The sequence below is a fragment of the Vibrio sp. M260121 genome (assembly GCF_036533715.1).
GTDB lineage: Bacteria > Pseudomonadota > Gammaproteobacteria > Enterobacterales > Vibrionaceae > Vibrio.
In genome coordinates this window covers 79,520-103,046 of the sequence record NZ_JATABF010000012.1, presented here as the reverse complement: position 1 = coordinate 103,046, position 23,527 = coordinate 79,520, and the positions used below count along the sequence as shown (strand labels likewise).

The window sequence follows — 23,527 nt, the reverse complement described above, 5'->3', positions numbered from 1 at the left end:
ATTGGATAATCGCTCTAATTAGCACAAATTTGACGTCTCGCTACAGGCTTGACGCATTACACGAGTGAGAGAGGTCTTCGTGAGCGAAGTAAACGTACCATTGTCTTTTTCTGATGCAGCAGCATCACGCGTTAAAGCGCTGATTGCGGAAGAAGAAAACCCAGCACTGAAGTTACGCGTATACATTACTGGCGGCGGCTGTAGCGGTTTCCAATATGGCTTCACATTTGATGAGAGCGTAAATGAAGGTGATACTACGATCGAAAACAGTGGCGTAACACTGGTTGTAGACCCAATGAGCCTGCAATACCTAATCGGTGGCGTGGTTGATTACACGGAAGGTTTAGAAGGAGCACGCTTCTTCGTTAATAACCCAAATGCGACGACAACTTGTGGTTGTGGTGCATCATTCAGTGTTTAATTAACACGACAACAGGCAGTCAATTGGCTGCCTGAGTTTTACGTAGCAGGGAGTCACGTAAACGCACTCCAGTTCCATAGAGGGCTGTGAGGTAAAAATAAAAAGGACTTTGTATGTCTGAAGTTTCTCTCGGACGAAGCCTTGTCGAACGTCCATGGCTAGTTTCTTTAACACTGATTTTCGTACTTGCTGCATGGCTTGCAATAGGCCAACTTAAGGCGCAAGACGAAGCGAGCTTATCATCCTCCCCTCAATCCGATGACACGCCTGTTGCTAAGGTGATGTTCAACTCTTTTACCGCCCAGCCAACCAGTAAAACCATAGAGTTATATGGACGAACTGCGCCAAATAGACAAGCTCGTTTAGGGGCAGAAGTTGCGGGTAAGATCATTCGCTTGAACGTTCAGAAAGGGCAACGTGTTAAACAAGGGCAGGTGATTGCCAACATCGACGAGCGCGATCTCGATATTCAACTTAAGCGCGCTAAAGCGATGTTGCGTGTCAAAGAGAAAGAATTTAAAGCGGCAGAATCTTTGAAAAACCGAGGTTTGCAAGGTGAAGTTGCCTTTGCCACGGCACAAGCTGCACTTGTTGATGCTCGCGCAAACCTGAGTAATGTTGAAACCGCACTTAAAAACACCAAAGTCAGAGCGCCTTTTGACGGCATTCTTGACCATCGATTCGTTGAAGTGGGGGATTTTGTTGGTGTTGGCGATCCTATTGCGACCGTCATTGACTTAGAGAAGTTAGTCATTGAAGCGGATGTGAGTGAGCGTCATATCCAATATTTAAAACAAGGCCAGCAAGCTGATGTCAGAACCATTGATAACACCCACCATCAAGGTGTTATCCGTTATATCGGGCGCGTATCTTCTACTTCGACCAACACTTTCCCGATTGAGATTGAAATCAGTAACGATGAAAGTGCAATGCCTGCGGGTGTTAGCGCTGAGGTGGTATTGTCGCTAAGTGAAGTGATGGCAGTGAAAGTAACCGCTGCAATGCTCGCGCTCGATGAAGAAGGCAACCTTGGCATCAAAACACTGCGTGAGCAGCATGTCCACTTTGTTCCTATTCAACTTGTGAAAGCCGAAAAAGATGGCGTTTGGCTGTCTGGATTGGGCGACCAAGTGGACATCATCGTACTCGGGCAGGGCTTTGCACGTGATGGTGATTTAGTGATGGCGACCAAAGTGGATGACGCCATTGAAGCTGCGAACCAGCAATAAGGAGGCAATATGTTTGCTTTGATTGATGCTGCGTTATCGCGTGCACGTACGATGCTCACCTTGTTGGTGATGATTTTGATTGCTGGTGTGATCACCTACATTACGATTCCTAAAGAATCGAGTCCAGACATCACCATCCCTATTATCTATGTTTCGGTAGGTCACCAAGGCATTTCGCCAACTGATGCGGAGCGCTTATTAGTTCGCCCAATAGAGCAAGAGTTGCGTTCGATTGAAGGCGTAAAAGAAATGACAGCGGTTGCTTCAGAAGGCCATGCCTCGGTTACGCTTGAATTTAGTGTCGGTGTTGATCTGGCTGAAGCGATGGCAGATGTGCGTGACGCCGTCGATCTTGCCAAACCTAAATTGCCTGAAGACAGTGATGAGCCAACGGTAAATGAAGTGACATTCGCATCAGAAGAGCCAGTCCTCACTTTGGTTCTGTATGGCACCGTCCCTGAGCGCACAACAGTACAAATTGCTCGAGCACTGCGTGACAAGCTAGAAAGCTACCGTCAGGTGCTTGAAGTTGATATTGCCGGTGATCGTGAAGACATTGTTGAGATCGTCGTCGATCCGCTGTTGATGGAAAGCTATGGCCTGGATCAAGCAGACATCTACAACTTGATTGCTCTCAATAACCGAGTTGTGGCAGCGGGTTTCGTGGATACTGGCTATGGCCGTTTTTCAGTCAAAGTTCCTTCCGTATTTGATTCTCTCAAAGATGTATTAGAGTTACCGATTAAGGTGAACGGCAAAGAAGTGATTACTTTTGGCGATGTGGCGACCGTGCGCCGGGCCTTCCGTGATCCTGAAAGTTTTGCTCGTTTGGATGGTGACCCTGCTGTCGTATTGAATGTGAAAAAGCGTGCTGGCGAGAACATTATTGAAACGGTGGAACTCGTTAAACAGGTTCTGACTGAAGCGCAAAAGCGAGCGGATTGGCCAAACAACTTGCAGGTCAAATATACGTGGGATCAGTCCGATGACGTCAAATTGATGCTCAACGACCTACAAAACAACATCCTTTCCGCGATTATCTTAGTGGTTATCGTCATTATCGCGATACTTGGTGTGCGGACCGCTCTCTTGGTGGGGATCTCTATTCCTGGCTCATTCCTTACCGGCTTATTAGTGCTTTCGGTGTTTGGCTTAACGGTCAACATTGTGGTGCTATTCGCGCTGATCATGGCCGTAGGTATGCTGGTGGATGGCGCTATCGTGGTGACCGAATTTGCTGATAGGCGGATGCAAGAGGGCACGCCACGTAAAGAAGCATATCGGGACGCGGCAAAACGAATGGCGTGGCCTATCACCGCTTCGACGGCAACGACCCTTGCTGCGTTTGCACCGCTATTGTTCTGGCCGGATATTACCGGCGAATTCATGAAGTACTTGCCGTTAACGTTGATTGCTACACTGACTGCCTCACTGATGATGGCGCTGCTGTTTGTCCCAGTGATTGGTGGGATTATTGGTAAGCCTCAAGTTGTGAATCCAAAAAGTCAGCAAGAGATGGTTGATCTGCATAACGGTGAATTTGATAAAGCCACTGGCATCACCAAGCTCTATTACAAGACACTTTCGATTGCGATTCGTCACCCGTTAAAAGTATTGTTCAGTGCGATTTTGCTCGCGGGTGGTGTTGGCTTTACTTATAGCAAAGCAGGCTTAGGCGCTGAATTCTTCCCAGAAGTGGACCCTGCATTCTTTACCGTCAAGGTGCGTTCTTACGGTGATTTATCGATCAACGAAAAAGACGTCGTGATGAAAGAGATCGAAAAAGTCATGCTAGGGCACGATGAGTTTGAAAGTGTCTACACACGTACCGGAACGGATTCAAATGATGGCGATGAGATAGGTCAGACTCAGATTACCCCTGTTGACTGGCAATATCGCCGCAAAGTGAAAGACATCATTGAAGAGCTCAAACAGACCACTAATCAATTTTCTGGCGTGGAGTTGGAGTACAAATTTCCCGATGCTGGTCCGCCAGTAGAGCATGATCTCGTCATTGAAATGTCGGCGCAAAATTCAAGCATTGACCAGTTAGACAGTGCAGCCAAAATGGTTCGTTACTGGGCTGATCGTAATCCTGCTTTAACTAACTTGAGTGATACCACTAATAAAGAAGGGATTGATTGGCAGATTGATATCCGCAGGGACGATGCTTCTCGCTTTGCCGCTGATGCGACTCTGGTTGGTAATACCGTCCAGTTCGTGACTAACGGTTTGAAGATTGGTGATTATTTGCCCGATGATGCCGATGAAGAAGTCGATATTTTAGTGCGTTATCCGCAAGATAAGCGGGATATCGGCCGCTTTGATCAATTACGTGTAAAAACGGCGGCAGGCTTGGTGCCGATCACTAACTTTGCGCAGATTAAGCCCGATCACAAACAAGACACAATTCGACGTGTTGATGGCCGACGCGTAGTGAACATCAAAGCAGATATGGTTGAGGGTTATAACCTTGCCCTTGAATTGCCCAAGATAACCGCAGAAGTAGAGCAGTTGGGCTTGCCTGCTGGTATTGAGTTTAAAATTCGCGGACAAAACGAGGAGCAAGAAAACTCTTCTGCATTTTTACAAAGTGCCTTTATGGTTGCACTTGGTGTGATGGCATTGATCCTGATTACTCAATTCAACAGCTTCTACCAAGCATTTTTGATTTTAAGCGCAGTGCTGTTCTCTACGGTTGGCGTGTTTGCCGGCTTGCTCATCTTCCAAAAACCGTTCGGCATCATTATGTCGGGGATTGGAGTGATTGCACTGGCTGGTATTGTTGTAAACAACAACATCGTATTGATCGACACTTACAATCAAATGCGTAGACGCGGTTTAGAAAAATCAGATGCGATTTTACGTACTGGGGTGCAGCGTCTTCGCCCCGTGTTGTTAACCACAGTCACTACCATTCTTGGCTTACTGCCAATGGTGTTAGAGATGAACATCGACTTAGTTAACCAGAAGATTGAGTTTGGTGCGCCAAGCACACAATGGTGGTCTCAGTTGGCAACAGCGGTCGCGGGCGGTTTGGCTTTTGCCACGGTGTTGACGCTGGTGCTTACGCCTTGTCTTCTCATGCTTGGTCGTGAACACAAGCTTGATGAAGAAGAACCACAAACAAAAGAGGCAGCTTAGGCTGCCTCTTGGGTGTTGTTCTAAACAATCATGTCTTTTTACTTCATCGCGAGTAATTTACTGTAGCGATCCAGCTTAGCCATACTGATCTTTGCGTTCGCCAAGAAGGTTTGTTTTGCTTTACCGGTCAGAGATTTCGACTGCGGTAAGTTTACCGTTCTTGGGTTTTTATGAACGCCGTTAACCAAGAATTCGTAGTGCAAGTGTGGACCAGTTACACGGCCAGTACCACCCAATGTACCGATGGTTTGGCCTTGCTTAACACGTTGTCCCGTTTTTACTGTTCGCTTAGTTAAGTGTAAGTATTTAGTAATGTAGGTATTGCTGTGTTTAATAAACACGTAGTTACCATTGAATTTGTTGTACGCTGATTTTTGCACAACACCATTACCCGCAGCCCAAATTGGTGTACCTACAGGCGCGGCATAATCAGTACCTCTGTGAGGGCGAACTCTCCCGGTAACTGGGTGTAAGCGACGAGGATTAAAGTTAGAGGTAACACGACGGAAATCCAAAGGTGCTCGTAAGAAGGCTTTCTTCATCGCTCGGCCATTTTCATCGTAGTACTTACCGCTCTTCTCATCTAAGATTGCGGTAAAGGTGTCACCTTGGTTGTTAAAGATTGCAGCAATGATTTTTCCGCGTCCAATCACTTCGCCTTCAACCACTTCTTCTTGGTAAAGCACGCGGAAGGTATCGTTTTTACGAATGTCCAAAGCAAAGTCGATATCCCAACCAAAAATTCCCGCCAGTTCCATAATTTGGTTTGCATTCAAACCGGATGAAATCCCCGCATTCCAGAAGTTGGATTTGATAGTTGCTTCAGCGTAGTTGTATTGGTAATCGACTTCTTTCTTGTCCACTTCAGAAACGTATTTGCTGCCTTGCAGTTTGATACGGAAAGTTTCGAAGGCATTGAGTGTACGTTTAAGTTGAATAAAGTCGTTGTTTTCATCAAAACCAAACTGGAGTCTATCGCCAGGACGAAGTCGAGTGAGCTGTTGTTTGATTTCTTTATCGGAAGTAATCAGTTCATGCAAAAGGCGAGGAGATAGACCAACGCGCTGAAACAAGACTGCAGCACTCTCACCATTTTTGACTTTATACGTTTCCCAGCGCAAAACTGAAGGGAGGTTAGAAGAAGTGCTGCGCTCGGGTGATTCTACGGAAATCGGTACCGAATAATGCTCACCAACTTTGAGTCGGCTTTGCTGCGGATCGAGGTCTTGCGGATCGGGTAAGAAAAACAGCGCGACAATGATAAGCGCACTAAAAAAACCGATCAGTACTTTGTGCAAGAGTGGTAGTCGGACAAAAATCGAATGCATGAGGTACTTGATTACTAAATTAAACGTAAAAATTGACAACTACCTAGTCTAACGTGTTTCAAAATGCATCGCTATTCAAGTAAGATGTTCAGCTATTATATTTTTGCCAAATCTGTGGGAGTGAACAAGAATGGCGAGCATTGAAGCTGCATTAGCCGAGATTAAGCGCGGTGTTGAAGAGCTGATTCCAGAAGAAGAGCTGATCGCAAAACTAAAAGAAGGTCGTCCTCTACGTATTAAATTGGGCGCCGATCCAACAGCACCTGACATTCACCTAGGCCATACGGTTATTTTCAATAAGCTTCGCTTGTTCCAAGAACTAGGTCATGAAGTGACATTCCTAATCGGTGACTTCACTGCGATGGTTGGTGACCCAACAGGTAAGAACACAACTCGTCCACCACTAAGTCGTGAAGACGTTCTACGCAACGCTGAAACGTACAAAGAGCAAGTGTTCAAAATCCTAGATCCAGCTAAGACAAAAATTCAGTTCAACTCTGAGTGGCTATCTGAGCTTGGCGCAGAAGGCATGATTCGTCTTGCTGCGAACCAAACTGTTGCTCGTATGCTAGAACGTGACGACTTTAAAAAGCGTTACGCTGGTGGTCAACCAATCGCTATCCACGAGTTCATGTACCCGCTACTTCAAGGTTGGGACTCAGTAGCAATGGAAACGGACGTTGAACTTGGTGGTACTGACCAAAAATTCAACCTGCTAATGGGGCGTGAGCTGCAAAAATCTCACGGTCAAAAACCTCAAGTTGTACTGATGATGCCTCTTCTAGTTGGTCTAGATGGCGAGAAGAAGATGTCTAAATCTTCAGGCAACTACATCGGTATCAGCGAAGCGCCAAGCGAAATGTTTGGTAAGATCATGTCTATTTCTGACGATCTAATGTGGAGCTACTACGAGCTACTGTCTTTCCGTCCATTGGAAGAAATTGCACAGTTCAAAGCTGACGTGGAAGCTGGTAAGAACCCTCGTGATATCAAAGTACTGCTAGCGAAAGAAATCATTGCACGCTTCCATAGTGAAGCGGATGCCGATGCGGCAGAGCAAGAATTCGTGAACCGTTTTGCTAAGAACCAAATTCCAGATGAAATGCCTGAGTTTGATTTTGAAGCGGGCACACCAGTAGCAAACCTACTGAAAGAAGCAGGTCTATGTGCTTCAACTTCTGAAGCAATGCGCATGGTTAAACAAGGCGCAGCTAAGATTGAAGGCGAGAAAGTTGCTGATGCGAAGTTTGCACCTGAAGCCGGTACTTACGTATTCCAAGTTGGTAAACGTAAATTCGCACGAATTACTATTAAGTAATCAATAACTGCTCAAAATGAAAGCGCCTTATAGGCGCTTTTTTTGTATGAAAATTTGGTGAATCCGCAAGAGATTGACTGTAAAAGTGGCTCGTTTTTGCTACTATACGCGCGCTGCTAGATGAGCAGCTTTATCGGAGATTTACATGAACAATACCGACCATCCTCCCAGTTGCTGGGTGAGTAAGATTAAGGGAGCGAAATAACCCGCTTCGGTATTGGCGATCTCCGCCTTACCTGAGTGGTGAGGCATCTTTTCGAATTTTTCCTTCTTGTTATTTCCCTTCATAAATTCTGAATAGACAGTGCTTTTGCATTGATGTTTTCGTGCATCCAGTGTTTCTAATACACGTAATGGATTGTGCCGAAGGCTTTTTGCGTGCGTTGTCGATGGTCGTTACCAATGCCAATCGGGAGATTCGCCATGACGGTAATGAACAACACTTTTATTGAAACAACACCAAACTTCTCAGAAGTAGAAATTGGTGCCGCTCGTAATGCTTTTTTGCGATACGAGCAAGAGCAACAACTGCATTTACTCACTGTTATGCCTATTGATGAGGCGGTAGGTATTTTGCAGCATTGCTCAGTAGGTTATGTGAATAGCCTTATCGCTCAACTTGAACAAGCAGGGCACGACAAACGTGCGCGCCATTACGCTCACCAGCTAGGTCTGCATATGTCTGAGGTTGATACACCAGACGGTTATCTTTCTACGAGCGTGCTAGGGCATGTGAAACAGCGTATTGGCTGGATCATTGCGCTTGCGCTGCTTGGAATAGTCTCCGGGTTAATTATCGCTCAATATGAAGACACCTTGAGCCAACTCGTTTTACTGGCGGTTTACATGCCGGTAATCGCGGCAGCTGGTGGTAATACAGGGACGCAAGCGGCAACCTTGGTGATCCGGGCTCTCGCAACGGGTGAGCTCAAGAAACGCCAATGGTTGGAAGTGCTATGGAAAGAAAGCCGTGTCGCTCTGTTTATCGCACTAGCGATTGCTATCGTTATGGTAGGTCGCATCATGCTATTTAGTGGTGGGCAATCTACAGGTGGCTTTGCGCTTGAGGATATCGCGTTGGCGATTGCCGTTGCGTTGTTTATTCAGGTGACCATTTCAACCACGCTAGGCGGATTACTGCCTATTATTGCACGAGCTTGTAAACTGGACCCAGCCGTATTGGTGAGCCCAGTTTTAGCATCGATTGTCGATATATCAGGGATGTGGATCTACTTTACCGTAGTGAACTACTTCTTAGGCATTGCCTGACTGAAACTCACAATGTCTTGATAGAACAATTTCTCAAACTGAGTAATAGGGGCGACAACAGGTTTGTTATCGTCCCTTTTTTCTGGGAAATAGTCCGACACAAACTGAACAAAGACCGTGTTTGGTTTGCCATTCTTATCTAATCCATACCCAGCCATGTTGTAGGTTCCGTAAAGTGAACCGCTCTTCGCAATCAACTGTCCTTTAATTGGCGCCTTACGCATACTTTTGCGATATTGCAAGGTCCCTGACTCACCAGACTTAGGCATGATTGCGATCAGGTTAAGCTCTTTCTCATGCTGCCAAATGTAACGCAAAATAGCCGCCATCGAAGTAGCTGAAATTCGGTTGTTACGTGATAAGCCTGAGCCGTCTTCTAATCTTGCATTACGAATATCGACACCTGTATTGGCAAAGATGATCTGTTTGATGGCTTCTGTGCCATTAGTAAAGCTTCCCGGTTGAACAAAAAACTTCGCGCCAAGTGTTTTAGTCAGTGTGTCAGCAATCAAGTTGTCTGAGCGTTTTAGCATCTGATCCAATAGTTGCGGCAACGGTTTAGATTTGTGTACAGCAAGCAATTTACGCTGCTTTTCTGGAGCTTTACCAATACGGACATTCCCTTTTAATGAAATGCCAACTTGTTTGAGGAGTTTTTGCACTTTTTGGCTGGTGTAGCGTTCAGGATCTTGCACGGCGAATTTAAGAGGAAGGGGCTTGTCGCCACGGTCGACCAGACAGCCGGTTAGTTCATATTTGTTGTCTGGGTTAGCAATAAGGTCTAAATCACAGTGACGGCTCTTCTGAACGCTTCTAGAGACGGTTTTGACACTCGTGCTGACATTAATTGGTTGATGTTCAGGAACATAAACCCGTGTTGAACCGTTTTTCTTGGTGTAAATGGAAGCTTGAACACAGTTGTCATTTAGAGTGATTGCGGACGCTGGCGCACTATAACAAACACCCAGAATATCCCATGGCCATCCTACAGCGCGGTTGTACCCAGTAAAGGCGCTATTATCTAACCAAAGATCGCCTTTAATTTGGTTTAGTCCATTTTTCTTTGCTCGCGTCAGCATCGTTTTTAGATCTTGAGTGAGCAAGGTTGGGTCGCCAGAGAAGGTAAGTACAGCATCTGAGCTCGAGCTTTCTAATGTGGTGCGAAATGCGAAGCTATTCCCTAGTTCGAGCTTTGCCGCTAAAGCCGTGACTACTTTTAAGGTACTGGCTGGTGGGAAATACTGATCGGTTGGGTGAATACCGGTTAGCTCGCTTTGGTCGTTAAGCTTTTCAGCAATCAAGCTGACACGAGAACCTTCTGGCAAAACCTCTTGGTGAGGATAGGCCATTGATGTGAGTGGGGCGAGACTAGAAAAAAATAGTAGAGACCAAGGTAAGCGCATAGTGACAGTTCGTGAGGTTAGTTATGCAATTGAGTATATACCGAAAAATCGCAGAATTCTGGATATAAAAAATGCCCGCATAGTGCGAGCATTTTATCTTCAAGTCTTAAGACTTAATTAGAAGTCGTAACGTAGACCTAGAGCTAGCTCGTCTTCTGCATCAGCTTTAGTAGCTTTGTAGTTAGAAGCAGTAGTTGAGCCCATTGAATCGCCAGCATCAATCAGGTTGAAGTTGTACGATACGTAGCCACGGAAGTTAGGCTTGAAGTAGTAAGACGCGTCTACAGCGAAGTTGTTTGCTGAAGTTTCGCCGTTAGTTTCTGCGTTGTTGTATGTAGAAGTGAACACAGTTTGACCTAGAGTGTAAGCACCCGCTAGTTCGTAACCTGTGTAGTCTACAGTGTTCTTGAATGTTGCTTCTTTTTCGCCGTCAGTGAATACACCAGCGAAGTATAGGTCGCTCATAGTGTAAGAAGCAGCAAGCATGTATTCGTTAGCGTCAGCTTGGTCTGCGTAACCAGCACCTAGGTCAAGACCTGTGTCGCCTAGAGTGTAGATTGCAGATAGAGAGTAGCCATCTTCGCCGTTGTCTTTGTATTCGCCGTTTACTTCTTCACGGTCAGCAAAACGGTAGCTAGCTTTAACAGCTAGGTTTTCGAATTGACCTTTGTAAGAGAACATGTTGTCAGAACGGTCAGCTGCAGCTAGTTTGTCAGCAGCAGAGTTACCGTGGTAAGCCATGATATCTGTGAAGTCAGTAATAACGCCTAGCGCACCGTCGTTTTTACCGTAAGTCATTTCACCGAAAGCGCCGCCTAGACCAGCGTATGCGTAACGAGTGTCTAGATTGCTGTTGCCGTCTACGCCGCCGTTTTCAGCTGTAGTGAACTCACCTTCCCAGAAACCAACACCGTATAGGTTGTCGTTGATTGCTTGAGTACCAAGGAAGTTTAGACGGATACGAGAGTTGTCCGCTACGTCGCCATCTTTCATAGATAGACGTGCTTCAGCACGGCCGCCCATTTCTAGAGAAGTGCCGTCTTGGTTGTAAAGCTCAGCTGCGTTAACGCCAGTTGCCATAGCTGCTGCAGATACAGAAAGAGCAATTAGAGTCTTTTTCATCTTATTTGTCCTAGTTAGCTGTCCATAATCATTGTTTTATGGGGGAGAGGTTATCTCTCACAAGTTGTTGTGCGTATAGTTTCACTCGTGAGAATCGCCCACATTCGAAAAAGCTATGACGTAACAACTTGCCGGACATGTTTTACTGCTAAAGTTTCCTTATGAGTTAGTAAAATGATATAAATCCAACTAATGAACAGTGTTCAATTGTGTGGTTGGTTATCTCAAGTTGTTGTATTTTAATGGTTTGTGTTGGCATGACATTAGCCTGACATTGATTTGTTTTTATATTTCTTGAGGTTTTTTATGTAATGAACAGTGTTGTTTTTCAATAAATTGCGATGATGGTTAAATCTAAAAACAATAGATGGCGTGTTATTAACCACACAACTAAGCAGCAAAATCGAATTAGGGTGATTTCATACCCTAGTTTGTTTAAACTAATCAAAACAGAATCTTTGAACGTACTACCCAGTCACCATGATTGGGTGGGCTTTTTTTGTCCAAAGACACCTTTGGCCTTGAGGTTATATAATGGAAAAAGTTCCAATGACACTGCGTGGCGAACAATTGCTACGTACTGAGCTAGATCGTCTACTAAAGCTTCGCCCACAAATTTCAGAAGCAATCGCAGAAGCGCGTGAACTAGGCGACTTGAAGGAAAACGCAGAATACCACGCAGCTCGTGAAGAACAGGGTATCTGTGAAGCACAAATCCGTGACATTGAATACAAGCTATCTGTAGCTCAAGTCATTGACGTAACAACGATGGACAACACTGGTAAAGTGATTTTTGGTTCAACGGTTACTCTAATTGACTGTGATACGGAAGAAGAGAAAACGTACCAAATCGTTGGTGACGATGAAGCAGATATCAAAGCCGGCCGAATTTCAATCAGTTCTCCAATCGCACGTGGCTTGATCGGTAAGATGGAAGGTGACGAAGTCGTTATTCAAACCCCAGGCGGTGCGAAAGACTTCGAAATTGACAGCGTCGAGTACATCTAATTAAAACCAGTCTGTTTTAATTAGGCTTAAATAGTAGATGCAAAAAAGGTCGCCCATGGCGACCTTTTCTTCTTCCTCTGCGCAAGTAGGGATTACTTACGTGGGATTTCGATTTTACGCTCTTCAGACTGGCGGTATAGCACAAGTACTTTACCAATTGTCTGAACTTTTTCAGCGCCCGTCTCACGTACGATAGCGTCGATGATCAGCTGTTTTGTCTCACGGTCTTCTGATGCAACTTTAATTTTGATCAGTTCGTGGTGGTCAAGAGCGATTTCAATTTCTGCTAGCACGGCTTCTGTAAGTCCATTTGCGCCCATTAGCACAACAGGTTTTAAACTGTGAGCCAGGCCTTTTAGGTGCTGCTTTTGTTTGGTGCTTAGGTTCATTACGCGGCCAATTTTCTTTAAAATAAGGGTTGAAAAAAGCTATTTTAACGCCATCTATTGCTGAAGACTATAATTTATTGAGTAATAGGTTGAGCCTATTAGAACAATAGCTCCTAATTACGCCTTGTTGGGATTAAAATGAGTAAACAAAAACATTCGGCTAGTTCTGGTCGTTGGTTGAAAGAACACTTTGATGATAAATACGCAAACGAAGCTCGTAAAAAAGGCTACCGTTCTCGTGCTTACTTCAAAATCGAAGAGATCCAAACGAAAGATAAATTGTTGAAATCTGGGATGACTGTCGTCGATTTAGGTGCAGCTCCAGGTGGATGGTCTCAATATGCTGCTAAGATAATAGGTGAAGAAGGTCAAATCATTGCATGTGACTTATTGCCTATGGATCCAATCGCTGGTGTAAGCTTCCTGCAAGGTGACTTTCGTGACGAGGCGGTTTTAGATGCTCTATTAGAAAGAATCCAACCTTCGATGGTTGACGTAGTAATGTCTGATATGGCACCTAACATCGCTGGTAATAACTCTGTAGATCAGCCACGAGCTATGTATTTAGTTGAATTGGCTTTAGATATGTGTCGACAAGTTCTAGCACCTAATGGTAGCTTTGTCGTAAAGGTTTTCCAGGGTGAAGGCTTCGATCAATTTGTGAAAGAAGTCCGAGACATGTTTAAAGTCGTAAAAATCAGAAAACCAGACTCATCGCGAGCTCGCTCCCGAGAAGTCTTCGTTGTAGCCACTGGTTACAAAGGTTAACTATTTCGCTCGTTTAGAGCATGGTTAACACTATAGCTACAGGAAATGAACTGTAGTACCCTACCTTTAATTACAATTAGTTATCGAGAGGCTGACACCTTGAGTGACATGGCAAAAAATTTAATTCTGTGGCTTGTTATCGCTGTCGTATTGATGTCGGTATTCCAGAGCTTTGGCCCTGGAGAGAGCAATGGCAGAACCGTGGATTACACCACGTTTGTACAGGAAGTTGGCCAAGGCCAGATTCAAGAAGCAACTTTTAAAGACGGTGAGATTAGCTTTGTTCGTCGCGGCGGCGGTGCCAAAATGGTTACTTACATGCCTGTGTATGACCAAAAGCTTCTAGATGACCTAATTAATCAAAACGTGAAAGTGCAAGGTACGCCTCCTGAAGAGCAAAGCTTACTAGGCACTATTTTCATTTCTTGGTTCCCAATGATCTTACTGATTGGTGTGTGGATTTTCTTCATGCGTCAAATGCAAGGCGGCGGCGGTAAAGGCGCTATGTCTTTCGGTAAGAGCAAAGCTCGTATGATGAGCGAAGAGCAGATCAAAACAACTTTTGCGGACGTTGCAGGCTGTGACGAAGCAAAAGAAGACGTTAAAGAACTGGTGGACTACCTGCGTGATCCAAGCCGCTTCCAAAAACTGGGCGGTAAGATTCCAACAGGTGTTTTAATGGTTGGTCCTCCTGGTACTGGTAAAACGCTACTAGCGAAAGCCATTGCTGGTGAAGCAAAAGTACCATTCTTTACTATCTCTGGTTCTGACTTCGTAGAAATGTTCGTAGGTGTTGGTGCATCTCGTGTACGTGACATGTTTGAACAAGCGAAGAAAGCAGCACCTTGTATCATCTTCATCGATGAGATCGATGCGGTTGGTCGTCAACGTGGTGCAGGTGTTGGTGGTGGTCACGATGAACGTGAACAAACACTAAACCAAATGCTTGTAGAGATGGATGGTTTTGAAGGTAACGAAGGTATCATCGTTATCGCTGCGACTAACCGTCCTGACGTACTTGACCCTGCGCTATTGCGTCCTGGCCGTTTTGACCGCCAAGTCGTTGTTGGTCTTCCAGACGTACGTGGTCGTGAGCAAATTCTTAAAGTACACATGCGTAAAGTGCCTCTAGCGGGCGACGTAGAGCCGTCTCTAATTGCACGTGGTACTCCAGGTTTCTCTGGTGCAGACCTAGCAAACTTAGTTAACGAAGCTGCTCTATTCGCTGCACGCGGCAACAAGCGCAACGTTTCTATGGTTGAGTTTGAACTGGCGAAAGACAAAATCATGATGGGTGCAGAGCGCCGTTCAATGGTGATGTCTGAGGAAGTGAAAGAATCAACAGCATACCACGAAGCGGGTCACGCAATTGTTGGTCGCTTGGTTCCTGAACACGATCCAGTGTACAAAGTGTCTATCATTCCACGTGGTCGTGCGTTGGGTGTGACGATGTACCTACCTGAGCAAGACCGTGTGAGCATGTCTCGCCAACACCTAGAATCTATGGTTTCTAGCCTGTACGGTGGTCGTCTAGCGGAAGAGCTGATCTACGGTGCTGACAAAGTATCGACAGGTGCATCGAACGATATCGAACGTGCAACAGACATCGCTCGTAAGATGGTTACGCAGTGGGGCTTCTCTGAGAAACTTGGTCCGCTACTGTATGCGGAAGAAGAAGGTGAAGTGTTCCTTGGCCGTAGTGTGACTCAGACTAAACACATGTCTGATGACACAGCGAAGCTGATCGACGACGAAGTTCGTAAGATCATCGACCGCAACTATGACCGTGCGAAGAAAATCTTGGAAGATAACATGGACATCATGCATGCGATGAAAGATGCGCTAATGAAGTATGAGACCATTGATGCTGGCCAGATTGATGACCTAATGGAGCGTAAAGCTGAGATCCGTGAACCTGCTGGTTGGGGCGACAAGCCAAACAAACCAGAAGATAACGATAAGCCTCAAGCGAAGCCTGAAGTAAAAGCAGAAGAGAAGCCGGTTGAGCCTACAAAACCTGTAGAGCAATCAACGTCTCAAGAAGCGACTTCAAGCGAAGCGCCGGAAAAGAAAGACTCTGAATAAAGAGTAGCCTTTGATAACAAACCCCGAGTTAAGCTCGGGGTTTTTGTATCTGTTGTGATTATTAACGCTATGATTATTAAAGCAAACAACAAATCTCTCGATCTTTCTCGCCCTCATGTTATGGCAATCCTCAATGTCACGCCTGACTCATTTTCTGATGGTGGTAAATTTAACTCACTTGAATTAGCGCTTGCTCAAGTTGAGAAAATGATCGCCGCTGGTGTGAGCATCATCGATATCGGTGGTGAATCAACACGACCAGGTGCCCCTGATGTTGAATTAGAAGAAGAACTGCAACGTGTGATTCCTGTTATCCAAGCGATACGTGATAAGCACGATGTTTGGATTTCTGTTGATACCAGTAAAGCTGAAGTGATGCGCCAAGCGGTTGCTGCTGGTGCAGACCTTATTAACGATGTTCGTGCGCTTCAAGAGCCAGGAGCATTAGAGGTAGCAGCAGAAGCTAAGTTGCCAATTTGCCTGATGCACATGAAAGGCCAGCCACGTACGATGCAAGCCAATCCTCAATACGATGATCTGATGGAGGATGTCTCTGCATTCCTTCAAGAACGAATTGCTGCTTGTGAGGCTGTGGGTATCGATAAGTCTCAACTTATCCTTGACCCAGGTTTTGGTTTTGGCAAAACCATAGAACACAATTATCATATGCTCGCTCATCTTGAGAAATTCCATGAATTTGGCTTACCAATCCTTGCTGGTATGTCGCGTAAATCCATGATTTTCAAGCTGTTGGATAAGCCAGCGGCTGACTGCACTAATGCGAGTGTCGTCTGTGCGACTATCGCGGCGATGAAAGGCGCGCAAATTATTCGAGTTCATGACTTTGAAGAAACCATTGAAGCAATGAAAGTGGTTGAGATGACGAACAAAAATATCTAAAAGAATTAAGGAAAGTTTTATGTCTGATAAAAGACGTTATTTCGGTACTGATGGCGTACGCGGTAAAGTTGGACAATACCCAATTACTCCAGATTTTGTACTGAAGCTTGGCTGGGCAGCTGGTCGTGTACTGGCGAAACAAGGCACAAAAAAAGTTATCATCGGTAAAGATACGCGTATCTCTGGTTACATGCTTGAATCTGCTCTTGAAGCCGGTCTTGCCGCTGCTGGCCTGAAAGCAACCTTTACTGGTCCAATGCCAACCCCAGCGGTTGCTTACCTAACGCAAACCTTCCGAGCGGAAGCGGGCATCGTTATTTCAGCTTCTCACAACCCATACTACGACAACGGCATCAAGTTCTTCTCGTCTGAAGGCACTAAGCTTCCGGATGATATCGAGCTTGCTATTGAAGCTGAGCTAGATAAAGACATTGAATGTGTGGAGTCTGCTGAGCTTGGTAAAGCCACCCGCCTGAGCGACGCGGCTGGTCGTTACATCGAGTTTTGTAAGAGTACCTTCCCATCAGATCTTAGCCTAGCGAACGTGAAGATTGTGGTTGATTGTGCCCATGGTGCTACTTACCACATCGCTCCTAACGTATTTAAAGAGCTAGGTGCTGACGTTGTTGCAATGGGCGTTGAGCCAAACGGTACTAACATCAATGCTGAAGTTGGTGCGACAGACGTTCGTGCGCTACAAAAACGTGTTGTAGAAGAGCAAGCTCACCTAGGCCTTGCGTTCGATGGTGACGGCGACCGTATTATCATGGTTGACCATTTGGGCAACAAGATCGATGGCGACCAAATTGCTTACATCATCGCTCGTGATGCACTGCGTCGCGGCGAACTAAAAGGCGGTGTCGTTGGTACGCTAATGACTAACCTAGGTATGGAAAATGGCCTGAAGCAATTGGGTATTCCGTTCGTACGTGCTGCGGTTGGCGACCGCTACGTAATGGAACAGCTACTTGCGAAAGGTTGGAAGATCGGTGCTGAAAACTCAGGCCACGTTATCTTGCTAGATAAAGTGACTACTGGTGACGCTATCGTAGCAGCGTTGCAAGTGCTTGCTTCTGTTGTCGGTAGCGAAATGACATTGCACGACCTGTCTCAAGGTATGACGCTTTACCCACAAGTACTAGAAAACGTACGCTTTGCTGGTGAAAGCAACCCACTTGAAGCTCAAGCTGTACTAGACTCAGTAGCAGCGGTTGAAGCTGAACTTGGTGATAAAGGTCGCGTATTGCTTCGCAAATCAGGCACTGAGCCTCTGATCCGAGTGATGGTTGAAGGTGAAGATGCCGAGCTTGTTCAAAGCTCTGCGCTTAAAATTGCAGATGCAGTAAAAGCAAGTTGTTAATCATTGCGTTAACCTATTTTGCGAGAGAAAAGGGCATCTTTTGCCCTTTTTTTGAGCGCTTAATGCGTTAGCGCTGACTTTTTACTAATTTTCCCTTGTCAGCGTTACTGGCTTTCGCTAGTATTGCTCCGCCTCCCGTTAGGAGGTCGCTAGCCTTGTTCATAAATAAACGCGATTGTTTTTGAACGGCGCTGGCTCAACAATTTGGAACATAGGTGGAAAAAAATGTTTTCAGTTCTACTTGTGATTTACCTGTTGGCGGCGCTTGGTGTGATTGGCCTTGTGTTGATTCAACAAGGTAAAGGCGCAGATATGGGAGCCTCGTTCGGTGCAGGTGCTTCAAACACAGTGTTTGGTGCAAGCGGCTCAGGTAATTTCTTAACCCGAACAACTGCTATTTTAGCAACCGTATTTTTTATCGTTAGCTTGCTACTTGGTCGTATGTCTACGCACAAGACTGAGTCACAATGGGTAGACCCAACACTAGGTCAACCAGTTGTAGAACAAGTTAAAGATGCAGCAAGTGAAGTTCCAGCACCTACAGGTGATGAGATTCCACAATAAGCTGTAAAGGTTTATGTAGCCGAGATGGTGAAATTGGTAGACACGCTAGCATGAGGTGCTAGTGCCTTAGGTGTGAGGGTTCGAGTCCCTCTCTCGGCACCATGAATTTACAAACTTGTAAATCACTTAGTTGAGCGTATAATGCTCAGCAAGTCGGACGCGGGGTGGAGCAGCTTGGTAGCTCGTCGGGCTCATAACCCGAAGGTCGTCGGTTCAAATCCGGCCCCCGCAACCAATCTCTTCTTTCATTTGGAAAGAATGATTCGATTGGCAAGTTTGCACAGTGCTAACCACACTGTGAGTTAAGAAAAGCAATTTTTGGCTATTCTTAACGTATCAGGGTCCAGCAGCATAAAACCCCGACTTTCGGGGTTTTTTGTTATCTGAGTTTTTGTAATTTAACTCGGATCACTGCTTGGTTTTTTGATTGGGCTCTGAGCCCTTTTTTTGTTTCTGGAGTGGTTCAAATGACTGGTTTAGAAAGACAACTTACTGAAATGCTTGAAGCTCCTGTAGAAGCAACAGGCTACGAGTTGGTTGGATTAGAATTTATTCGTGCGGGTGCGCACTCAACGTTGCGTATCTACATCGACCATGAAAATGGTATCAACGTAGATGCCTGTGCAGAAGTTAGCCATCAGGTAAGCGCAGTATTAGACGTTGAAGATCCAATTTCTGTTGCTTACAGCCTAGAAGTTTCTTCTCCAGGCTTAGAAAGACCACTTTTCAAAGCAGCACATTACGAGCAATTTATTGGTCACGAGGTCAGCATCGTATTGAAAATGGCTGTTGCAAACCGTCGTAAGTGGAAAGGTATTATCCACAGTGTTGATGGTGAGACAATTGCAGTTACTTGTGAAGGGCAACAAGAAGAGTTTGCTCTAAGTAACATTTCAAAAGCTAACCTGATCCCTAAATTTTAGTTCCCTAAAAAATTTGAAGCTTAGAGGCTAAATACAATGAGTAAAGAAATTTTAGCGGTAGCAGAAGCGGTATCGAACGAAAAAGCGGTACCTCGTGAGCGTATCTTTGAGGCTCTTGAGATTGCTCTAGCAACTTCTACAAAGAAAAAGTACGAAATCGAAATCGATGTACGCGTAGCTATCGACCGTAAAACGGGTGAGTTTGAAACATTCCGCCGTTGGTTGGTTGTAGAAGATGTTGAAAACCCAACAAAAGAAATCTCTCTAGAAGCTGCACAATACGAAGATGCAGACATTCAACTAGGTGATTTCGTAGAAGACGATATCCCATCGGTTACATTTGACCGTATTACGACGCAAACTGCTAAGCAAGTTATCGTACAAAAAGTACGTGAAGCTGAGCGTGCGCAAATCGTAGAACAGTTCATCGACAACGAAGGTGATTTGATCACTGGTGTTGTTAAGAAAGTAAACCGCGAGACGGTTGTACTTGATCTTGGTAACAACGCAGAAGCGGTAATCCTACGTGATGACCAACTTCCTCGTGAAAACTTCCGTCCAGGTGACCGTGTTCGTGGTCTTCTGTACAAAGTTGCTCCTGAAGCGCGTGGTTTCCAACTGTTCATCACTCGTTCTAAGCCAGAAATGCTGGCTGAACTGTTCCGTGTAGAAGTGCCAGAGATCGCTGAAGAAATCATCGAACTTAAAGGCGCTGCACGTGATCCAGGTTCTCGCGCTAAGATCGCTGTTAAAACAAACGACAAGCGTATCGACCCTGTAGGTGCGTGTGTTGGTATGCGTGGTGCACGTGTACAAGCAGTATCTGGTGAGCTTGGTGGTGAGCGTATCGATATCGTTCTTTGGGACGATAACCCAGCTCAATTCGTTATCAACGCAATGGCACCAGCTGACGTTGCTTCTATCATCGTTGATGAAGATGCACACTCAATGGACATCGCTGTTGAAGCTGACAACCTAGCGCAAGCTATCGGTCGTAACGGTCAAAACGTACGTCTAGCATCTCAACTAACTGGTTGGGAACTGAACGTAATGACTGTGGCAGATCTTCAGAAGAAACACGCTGAAGAGTCTCAAGCGTCTATCGAAAACTTCATGAAGTACCTAGACATTGAAGAAGACTTCGCTCAACTGCTTGTTGAAGAAGGTTTCTCAACGCTAGAAGAAATCGCATACGTTCCAGTTAACGAACTGCTAGACGTAGACGGCCTAAACGAAGAGCTTGTAGAAGAACTTCGTAGCCGTGCGAAAGACGCACTAACGACAATTGCCCTAGCGCAAGAAGAGTCTTTTGAAGGTCTAGAACCTGCTGAAGACCTACTAGGCCTTGAAGGTCTAGAGCGTGAGATGGCATTCAAGTTGGCAGCAAAAGGTGTAGCAACACTAGAAGATCTAGCCGACCAAGGTATCGACGATTTAGAAGGTATTGAAGGCCTGACAGAAGAACGCGCAGGTGAGCTTATCATGGCTGCACGTAACATCTGTTGGTTCGGCGAAGAAGCATAATATCAGCAAGGAGGAAGCGGCATGACACAATTAACAGTTAAAGCTCTGAGTGAAGAGATTGGTACTCCAGTCGACCGCTTAATGGAACAACTTGCTGACGCTGGCATGAACAAAGCGAGTTCTGACCATGTATCGGATGAAGAGAAGCAAAAGCTTCTCTCTCACCTGAAGAAAGAGCACGGCGATAAGTCGGGCGAATCTGAACCTACTAGACTGACGCTTCAACGTAAGACTCGTAGCACGCTAAGTGTTGCAGCAGGTGGCGGCAAAAGTAAGGATGTTCAAGTAGAAGTGCGTAAGAAGCGCACATATGTGAAGCGCAGCACTATCGAAGACGACGCAAAACGTGAGGCTGAGGAAGCAGCAAAGCGTGAAGCTGAAGAGCTTGCGAAGCGTGAGGCAGAAGAACAAGCCAAACGTGAAGCTGCAGAGAAAGCACAGCGCGAAGCCGATGAGAAAGCGAAACGTGAAGCGGATGCAAAACGTGAAGCTGAAGAAAAGGCAAAACGCGCACAAGCTGAAAAGGCTAAGAAAGACATGAATGCAAAAAATGCGGATGTTAATACGCAAGCGAAGAAAGAAGCTGACGAGCTAAAGCGTCGTCAGGAAGAAGAAGCCCAACGTAAAGCTGAGCAAGAAGCTGCGAAGCTTGTTGAAGAAGCTCGTAAACTTGCAGAAGAGAACGAAGCTCGTTGGTCTGAAGAAGAGTCTAAGAAGAAAGAACTTGAAAACTCTGACTACCACGTAACCACTTCTCGTTACGCTCGTGAAGCTGAAGATGCAGCTGACCGTAAAGAAGAAGGTGGTGCTCGTCGTAAGAAGAAGAAGCCAGCAAAAGAAGAGCAATCACGCGGTGGTCGTAACCAACGTGGTGGCAAAGGCCGTAACAAAGGCAAACTTGCTAAGCCAACTTCAATGCAACACGGTTTCGATAAGTCTGCGACTGTAGCAAAACAAGACGTAGTAATCGGTGAGACAATCGTTCTTTCTGAACTTGCTAACAAGATGTCGGTTAAAGCGACAGAAGTTATCAAAGTAATGATGAAGATGGGCGCTATGGCGACTATCAACCAAGTGATCGACCAAGAAACAGCACAACTTGTTGCTGAAGAAATGGGTCACAAGGTAGTTCTTCGTAAAGAGAACGAACTGGAAGAAGCAGTACTATCTGATCGTGATACAAACGCAGAAGCAGTACCACGCGCTCCAGTAGTAACAATCATGGGTCACGTTGACCACGGTAAAACGTCAACACTTGACTACATCCGTCGTACTCACGTTGCTTCAGGCGAAGCGGGTGGTATCACACAGCACATCGGTGCTTACCACGTTGAAACTGACAACGGCATGATCACGTTCCTTGATACTCCTGGACACGCGGCGTTTACTGCTATGCGTGCTCGTGGTGCTCAAGCGACAGATATCGTTGTTCTTGTAGTTGCAGCAGACGATGGCGTAATGCCACAAACAGTTGAAGCGATCCAGCACGCGAAAGCGGCAGGCGTTCCTCTGATTGTTGCTGTGAACAAGATCGATAAAGAAGACGCGAACCCAGACAACGTTAAGAATGAGCTAGCTCAATACGACGTAATCCCTGAGGAATGGGGCGGTGAGAACATGTTCGTTCACATCTCTGCTAAACAGGGTACAAACATCGACGGTCTTCTAGAAGCAATCCTTCTTCAATCTGAAGTTCTAGAGCTTACAGCTGTAGCAGAAGGCATGGCATCTGGTGTTGTTGTTGAATCTCGTCTAGATAAAGGTCGCGGTCCAGTTGCAACAGTACTTGTTCAATCAGGTACGCTAAACAAAGGCGATATCGTTCTTTGTGGTCAAGAATACGGCCGTGTTCGTGCAATGCGTGACGAACTAGGTAAAGAAATCACAGAAGCTGGTCCATCTATCCCTGTAGAGATCCTAGGTCTTTCAGGCGTACCATCTTCAGGTGATGAAGCAACAGTAGTACGTGATGAGCGTAAAGCGCGTGAAGTAGCGAACTACCGTGCTGGTAAGTTCCGTGAAGTGAAACTTGCTCGTCAGCAGAAATCTAAACTAGAGAACATGTTCTCTAACATGACTGCTGGTGAAGTTGCTGAACTAAACGTAGTACTGAAAGCTGACGTACAAGGTTCTGTAGAAGCAATCGCAGACTCTCTACTGAAACTGTCTACTGACGAAGTGAAAGTGAACATCGTTGGTTCTGGTGTTGGTGGTATTACTGAGACTGACGCAGTTCTTGCAGAAGCTTCAAACGCAATCATCCTTGGCTTTAACGTACGTGCGGATGCATCTGCTCGTCGTGCGATTGAAGCAGCAAGTGTTGACCTACGTTACTACTCAATCATTTACCAATTGATTGACGAAGTTAAACAAGCAATGGGCGGTATGCTTGCTCCAGAATTCAAGCAAGAAATCATTGGTCTTGCTGAAGTACGTGACGTATTTAAGTCACCAAAACTGGGCGCAATCGCTGGTTGTATGGTTACTGAAGGTCTAATTAAGCGTAACAACCCAATCCGCGTTCTACGCGACAACGTTGTTATCTACGAAGGTGAGCTAGAATCACTTCGTCGCTTTAAAGATGACGTTCAAGAAGTTAAGAATGGCTACGAGTGTGGTATCGGCGTTAAGAACTACAACGACGTTCGCGTTGGCGACCAGATCGAAGTATTCGAAATCGTTGAAATCAAACGTACTCTAGACTAATTGACTAAAATTACTAACTGTCTGAAAGACAAACAGTAATTGGTTGTTGAATACACCATGGGGGGC

At 45.6% G+C, this 23,527-nt stretch carries 18 protein-coding genes and 2 tRNA genes; 16 read left to right on the top strand and 4 right to left on the bottom strand.

Annotated features, from left to right (window positions below; translation table 11 throughout):
* The first annotated feature begins 79 nt into the window (after positions 1 to 79).
* The 3 genes from erpA to QTO06_RS09435 all read left to right on the top strand — a co-directional run bounded on the left by erpA (position 80) and on the right by QTO06_RS09435 (position 4,794).
* Positions 80 to 421, top strand: a complete 342-nt coding sequence (gene erpA / locus QTO06_RS09445) for an iron-sulfur cluster insertion protein ErpA (protein WP_005449174.1) — start codon at positions 80 to 82, stop codon at positions 419 to 421.
* A gap of 113 nt (positions 422 to 534) precedes the next feature.
* Positions 535 to 1,650: an efflux RND transporter periplasmic adaptor subunit gene (locus QTO06_RS09440; protein ID WP_331407587.1), complete on the top strand. Its 1,116-nt coding sequence runs from the start codon at positions 535 to 537 to the stop codon at positions 1,648 to 1,650.
* Between the two features lie 9 nt (positions 1,651 to 1,659).
* On the top strand, positions 1,660 to 4,794 hold the full coding sequence (locus QTO06_RS09435) for an efflux RND transporter permease subunit (RefSeq protein WP_331407585.1): 3,135 nt from the start codon (positions 1,660 to 1,662) through the stop codon (positions 4,792 to 4,794).
* Positions 4,795 to 4,832: 38 nt separating this feature from the next.
* Here QTO06_RS09435 and QTO06_RS09430 read toward each other — a convergent pair whose 3' ends face one another.
* Positions 4,833 to 6,122 (bottom strand): peptidoglycan DD-metalloendopeptidase family protein, encoded by a 1,290-nt coding sequence (locus QTO06_RS09430; protein WP_331407583.1) that lies wholly within the window; start codon positions 6,120 to 6,122, stop codon positions 4,833 to 4,835.
* 130 nt (positions 6,123 to 6,252) lie between these two features.
* On the opposite strand from QTO06_RS09430, the gene tyrS reads away from it, so the two are divergent.
* Positions 6,253 to 7,440, top strand: a complete 1,188-nt coding sequence (gene tyrS, locus QTO06_RS09425; RefSeq protein WP_005439437.1) for a tyrosine--tRNA ligase — start codon at positions 6,253 to 6,255, stop codon at positions 7,438 to 7,440.
* Between the two features lie 423 nt (positions 7,441 to 7,863).
* Positions 7,864 to 8,709, top strand: coding sequence for a magnesium transporter (locus QTO06_RS09420; protein ID WP_041058704.1), 846 nt, complete (start codon positions 7,864 to 7,866; stop codon positions 8,707 to 8,709).
* On the opposite strand, the gene dacB is transcribed toward QTO06_RS09420, so the two are convergent.
* The gene (dacB, locus tag QTO06_RS09415) at positions 8,688 to 10,112 is read right to left on the bottom strand and encodes a serine-type D-Ala-D-Ala carboxypeptidase (protein WP_331407582.1); all 1,425 of its coding nucleotides are present in this window, start codon (positions 10,110 to 10,112) and stop codon (positions 8,688 to 8,690) included. The two genes, QTO06_RS09420 and dacB, sit on opposite strands and share 22 nt — an antisense overlap.
* Positions 10,113 to 10,229: 117 nt before the next feature.
* Positions 10,230 to 11,234 (bottom strand): porin, encoded by a 1,005-nt coding sequence (locus QTO06_RS09410; RefSeq protein ID WP_039840252.1) that lies wholly within the window; start codon positions 11,232 to 11,234, stop codon positions 10,230 to 10,232.
* Positions 11,235 to 11,768: 534 nt separating this feature from the next.
* Between QTO06_RS09410 and greA the strand changes: the two genes are divergently transcribed.
* On the top strand, positions 11,769 to 12,242 hold the full coding sequence (greA, locus tag QTO06_RS09405; RefSeq protein WP_005439449.1) for a transcription elongation factor GreA: 474 nt from the start codon (positions 11,769 to 11,771) through the stop codon (positions 12,240 to 12,242).
* A gap of 92 nt (positions 12,243 to 12,334) precedes the next feature.
* Here greA and yhbY read toward each other — a convergent pair whose 3' ends face one another.
* A complete protein-coding gene (gene yhbY, locus QTO06_RS09400) occupies positions 12,335 to 12,631 on the bottom strand; it encodes a ribosome assembly RNA-binding protein YhbY (RefSeq protein WP_005425257.1) in 297 nt (98 codons plus the stop codon).
* 138 nt (positions 12,632 to 12,769) lie between these two features.
* On the opposite strand from yhbY, the gene rlmE reads away from it, so the two are divergent.
* The 10 genes from rlmE (at position 12,770) to infB (ending at position 23,461) form a co-directional block, all read left to right on the top strand.
* Positions 12,770 to 13,399 (top strand): 23S rRNA (uridine(2552)-2'-O)-methyltransferase RlmE, encoded by a 630-nt coding sequence (gene rlmE, locus QTO06_RS09395; RefSeq protein ID WP_005439450.1) that lies wholly within the window; start codon positions 12,770 to 12,772, stop codon positions 13,397 to 13,399.
* A gap of 108 nt (positions 13,400 to 13,507) precedes the next feature.
* Entirely contained in the window at positions 13,508 to 15,484 is a 1,977-nt protein-coding gene (gene ftsH, locus QTO06_RS09390; RefSeq protein ID WP_012128827.1) for an ATP-dependent zinc metalloprotease FtsH, read from the top strand.
* Between the two features lie 69 nt (positions 15,485 to 15,553).
* Entirely contained in the window at positions 15,554 to 16,384 is an 831-nt protein-coding gene (gene folP / locus QTO06_RS09385; protein WP_045369753.1) for a dihydropteroate synthase, read from the top strand.
* 19 nt (positions 16,385 to 16,403) lie between these two features.
* On the top strand, positions 16,404 to 17,744 hold the full coding sequence (gene glmM, locus QTO06_RS09380; RefSeq protein WP_331407579.1) for a phosphoglucosamine mutase: 1,341 nt from the start codon (positions 16,404 to 16,406) through the stop codon (positions 17,742 to 17,744).
* 225 nt (positions 17,745 to 17,969) lie between these two features.
* Positions 17,970 to 18,308, top strand: coding sequence for a preprotein translocase subunit SecG (secG, locus tag QTO06_RS09375; RefSeq protein WP_005530332.1), 339 nt, complete (start codon positions 17,970 to 17,972; stop codon positions 18,306 to 18,308).
* Positions 18,309 to 18,326: 18 nt separating this feature from the next.
* Positions 18,327 to 18,410, top strand: a tRNA-Leu gene (locus QTO06_RS09370).
* Positions 18,411 to 18,466: 56 nt separating this feature from the next.
* A tRNA-Met gene (locus QTO06_RS09365) sits at positions 18,467 to 18,543 on the top strand.
* A gap of 232 nt (positions 18,544 to 18,775) precedes the next feature.
* The gene (gene rimP, locus QTO06_RS09360) at positions 18,776 to 19,231 is read left to right on the top strand and encodes a ribosome maturation factor RimP (protein WP_005530330.1); all 456 of its coding nucleotides are present in this window, start codon (positions 18,776 to 18,778) and stop codon (positions 19,229 to 19,231) included.
* Positions 19,232 to 19,267: 36 nt separating this feature from the next.
* Entirely contained in the window at positions 19,268 to 20,755 is a 1,488-nt protein-coding gene (gene nusA, locus QTO06_RS09355; RefSeq protein ID WP_005530328.1) for a transcription termination factor NusA, read from the top strand.
* 21 nt (positions 20,756 to 20,776) lie between these two features.
* Complete coding sequence (infB, locus tag QTO06_RS09350; RefSeq protein ID WP_331407577.1) at positions 20,777 to 23,461, top strand: translation initiation factor IF-2; 2,685 nt, start codon at positions 20,777 to 20,779, stop codon at positions 23,459 to 23,461.
* The last annotated feature ends 66 nt before the right edge of the window (positions 23,462 to 23,527 follow it).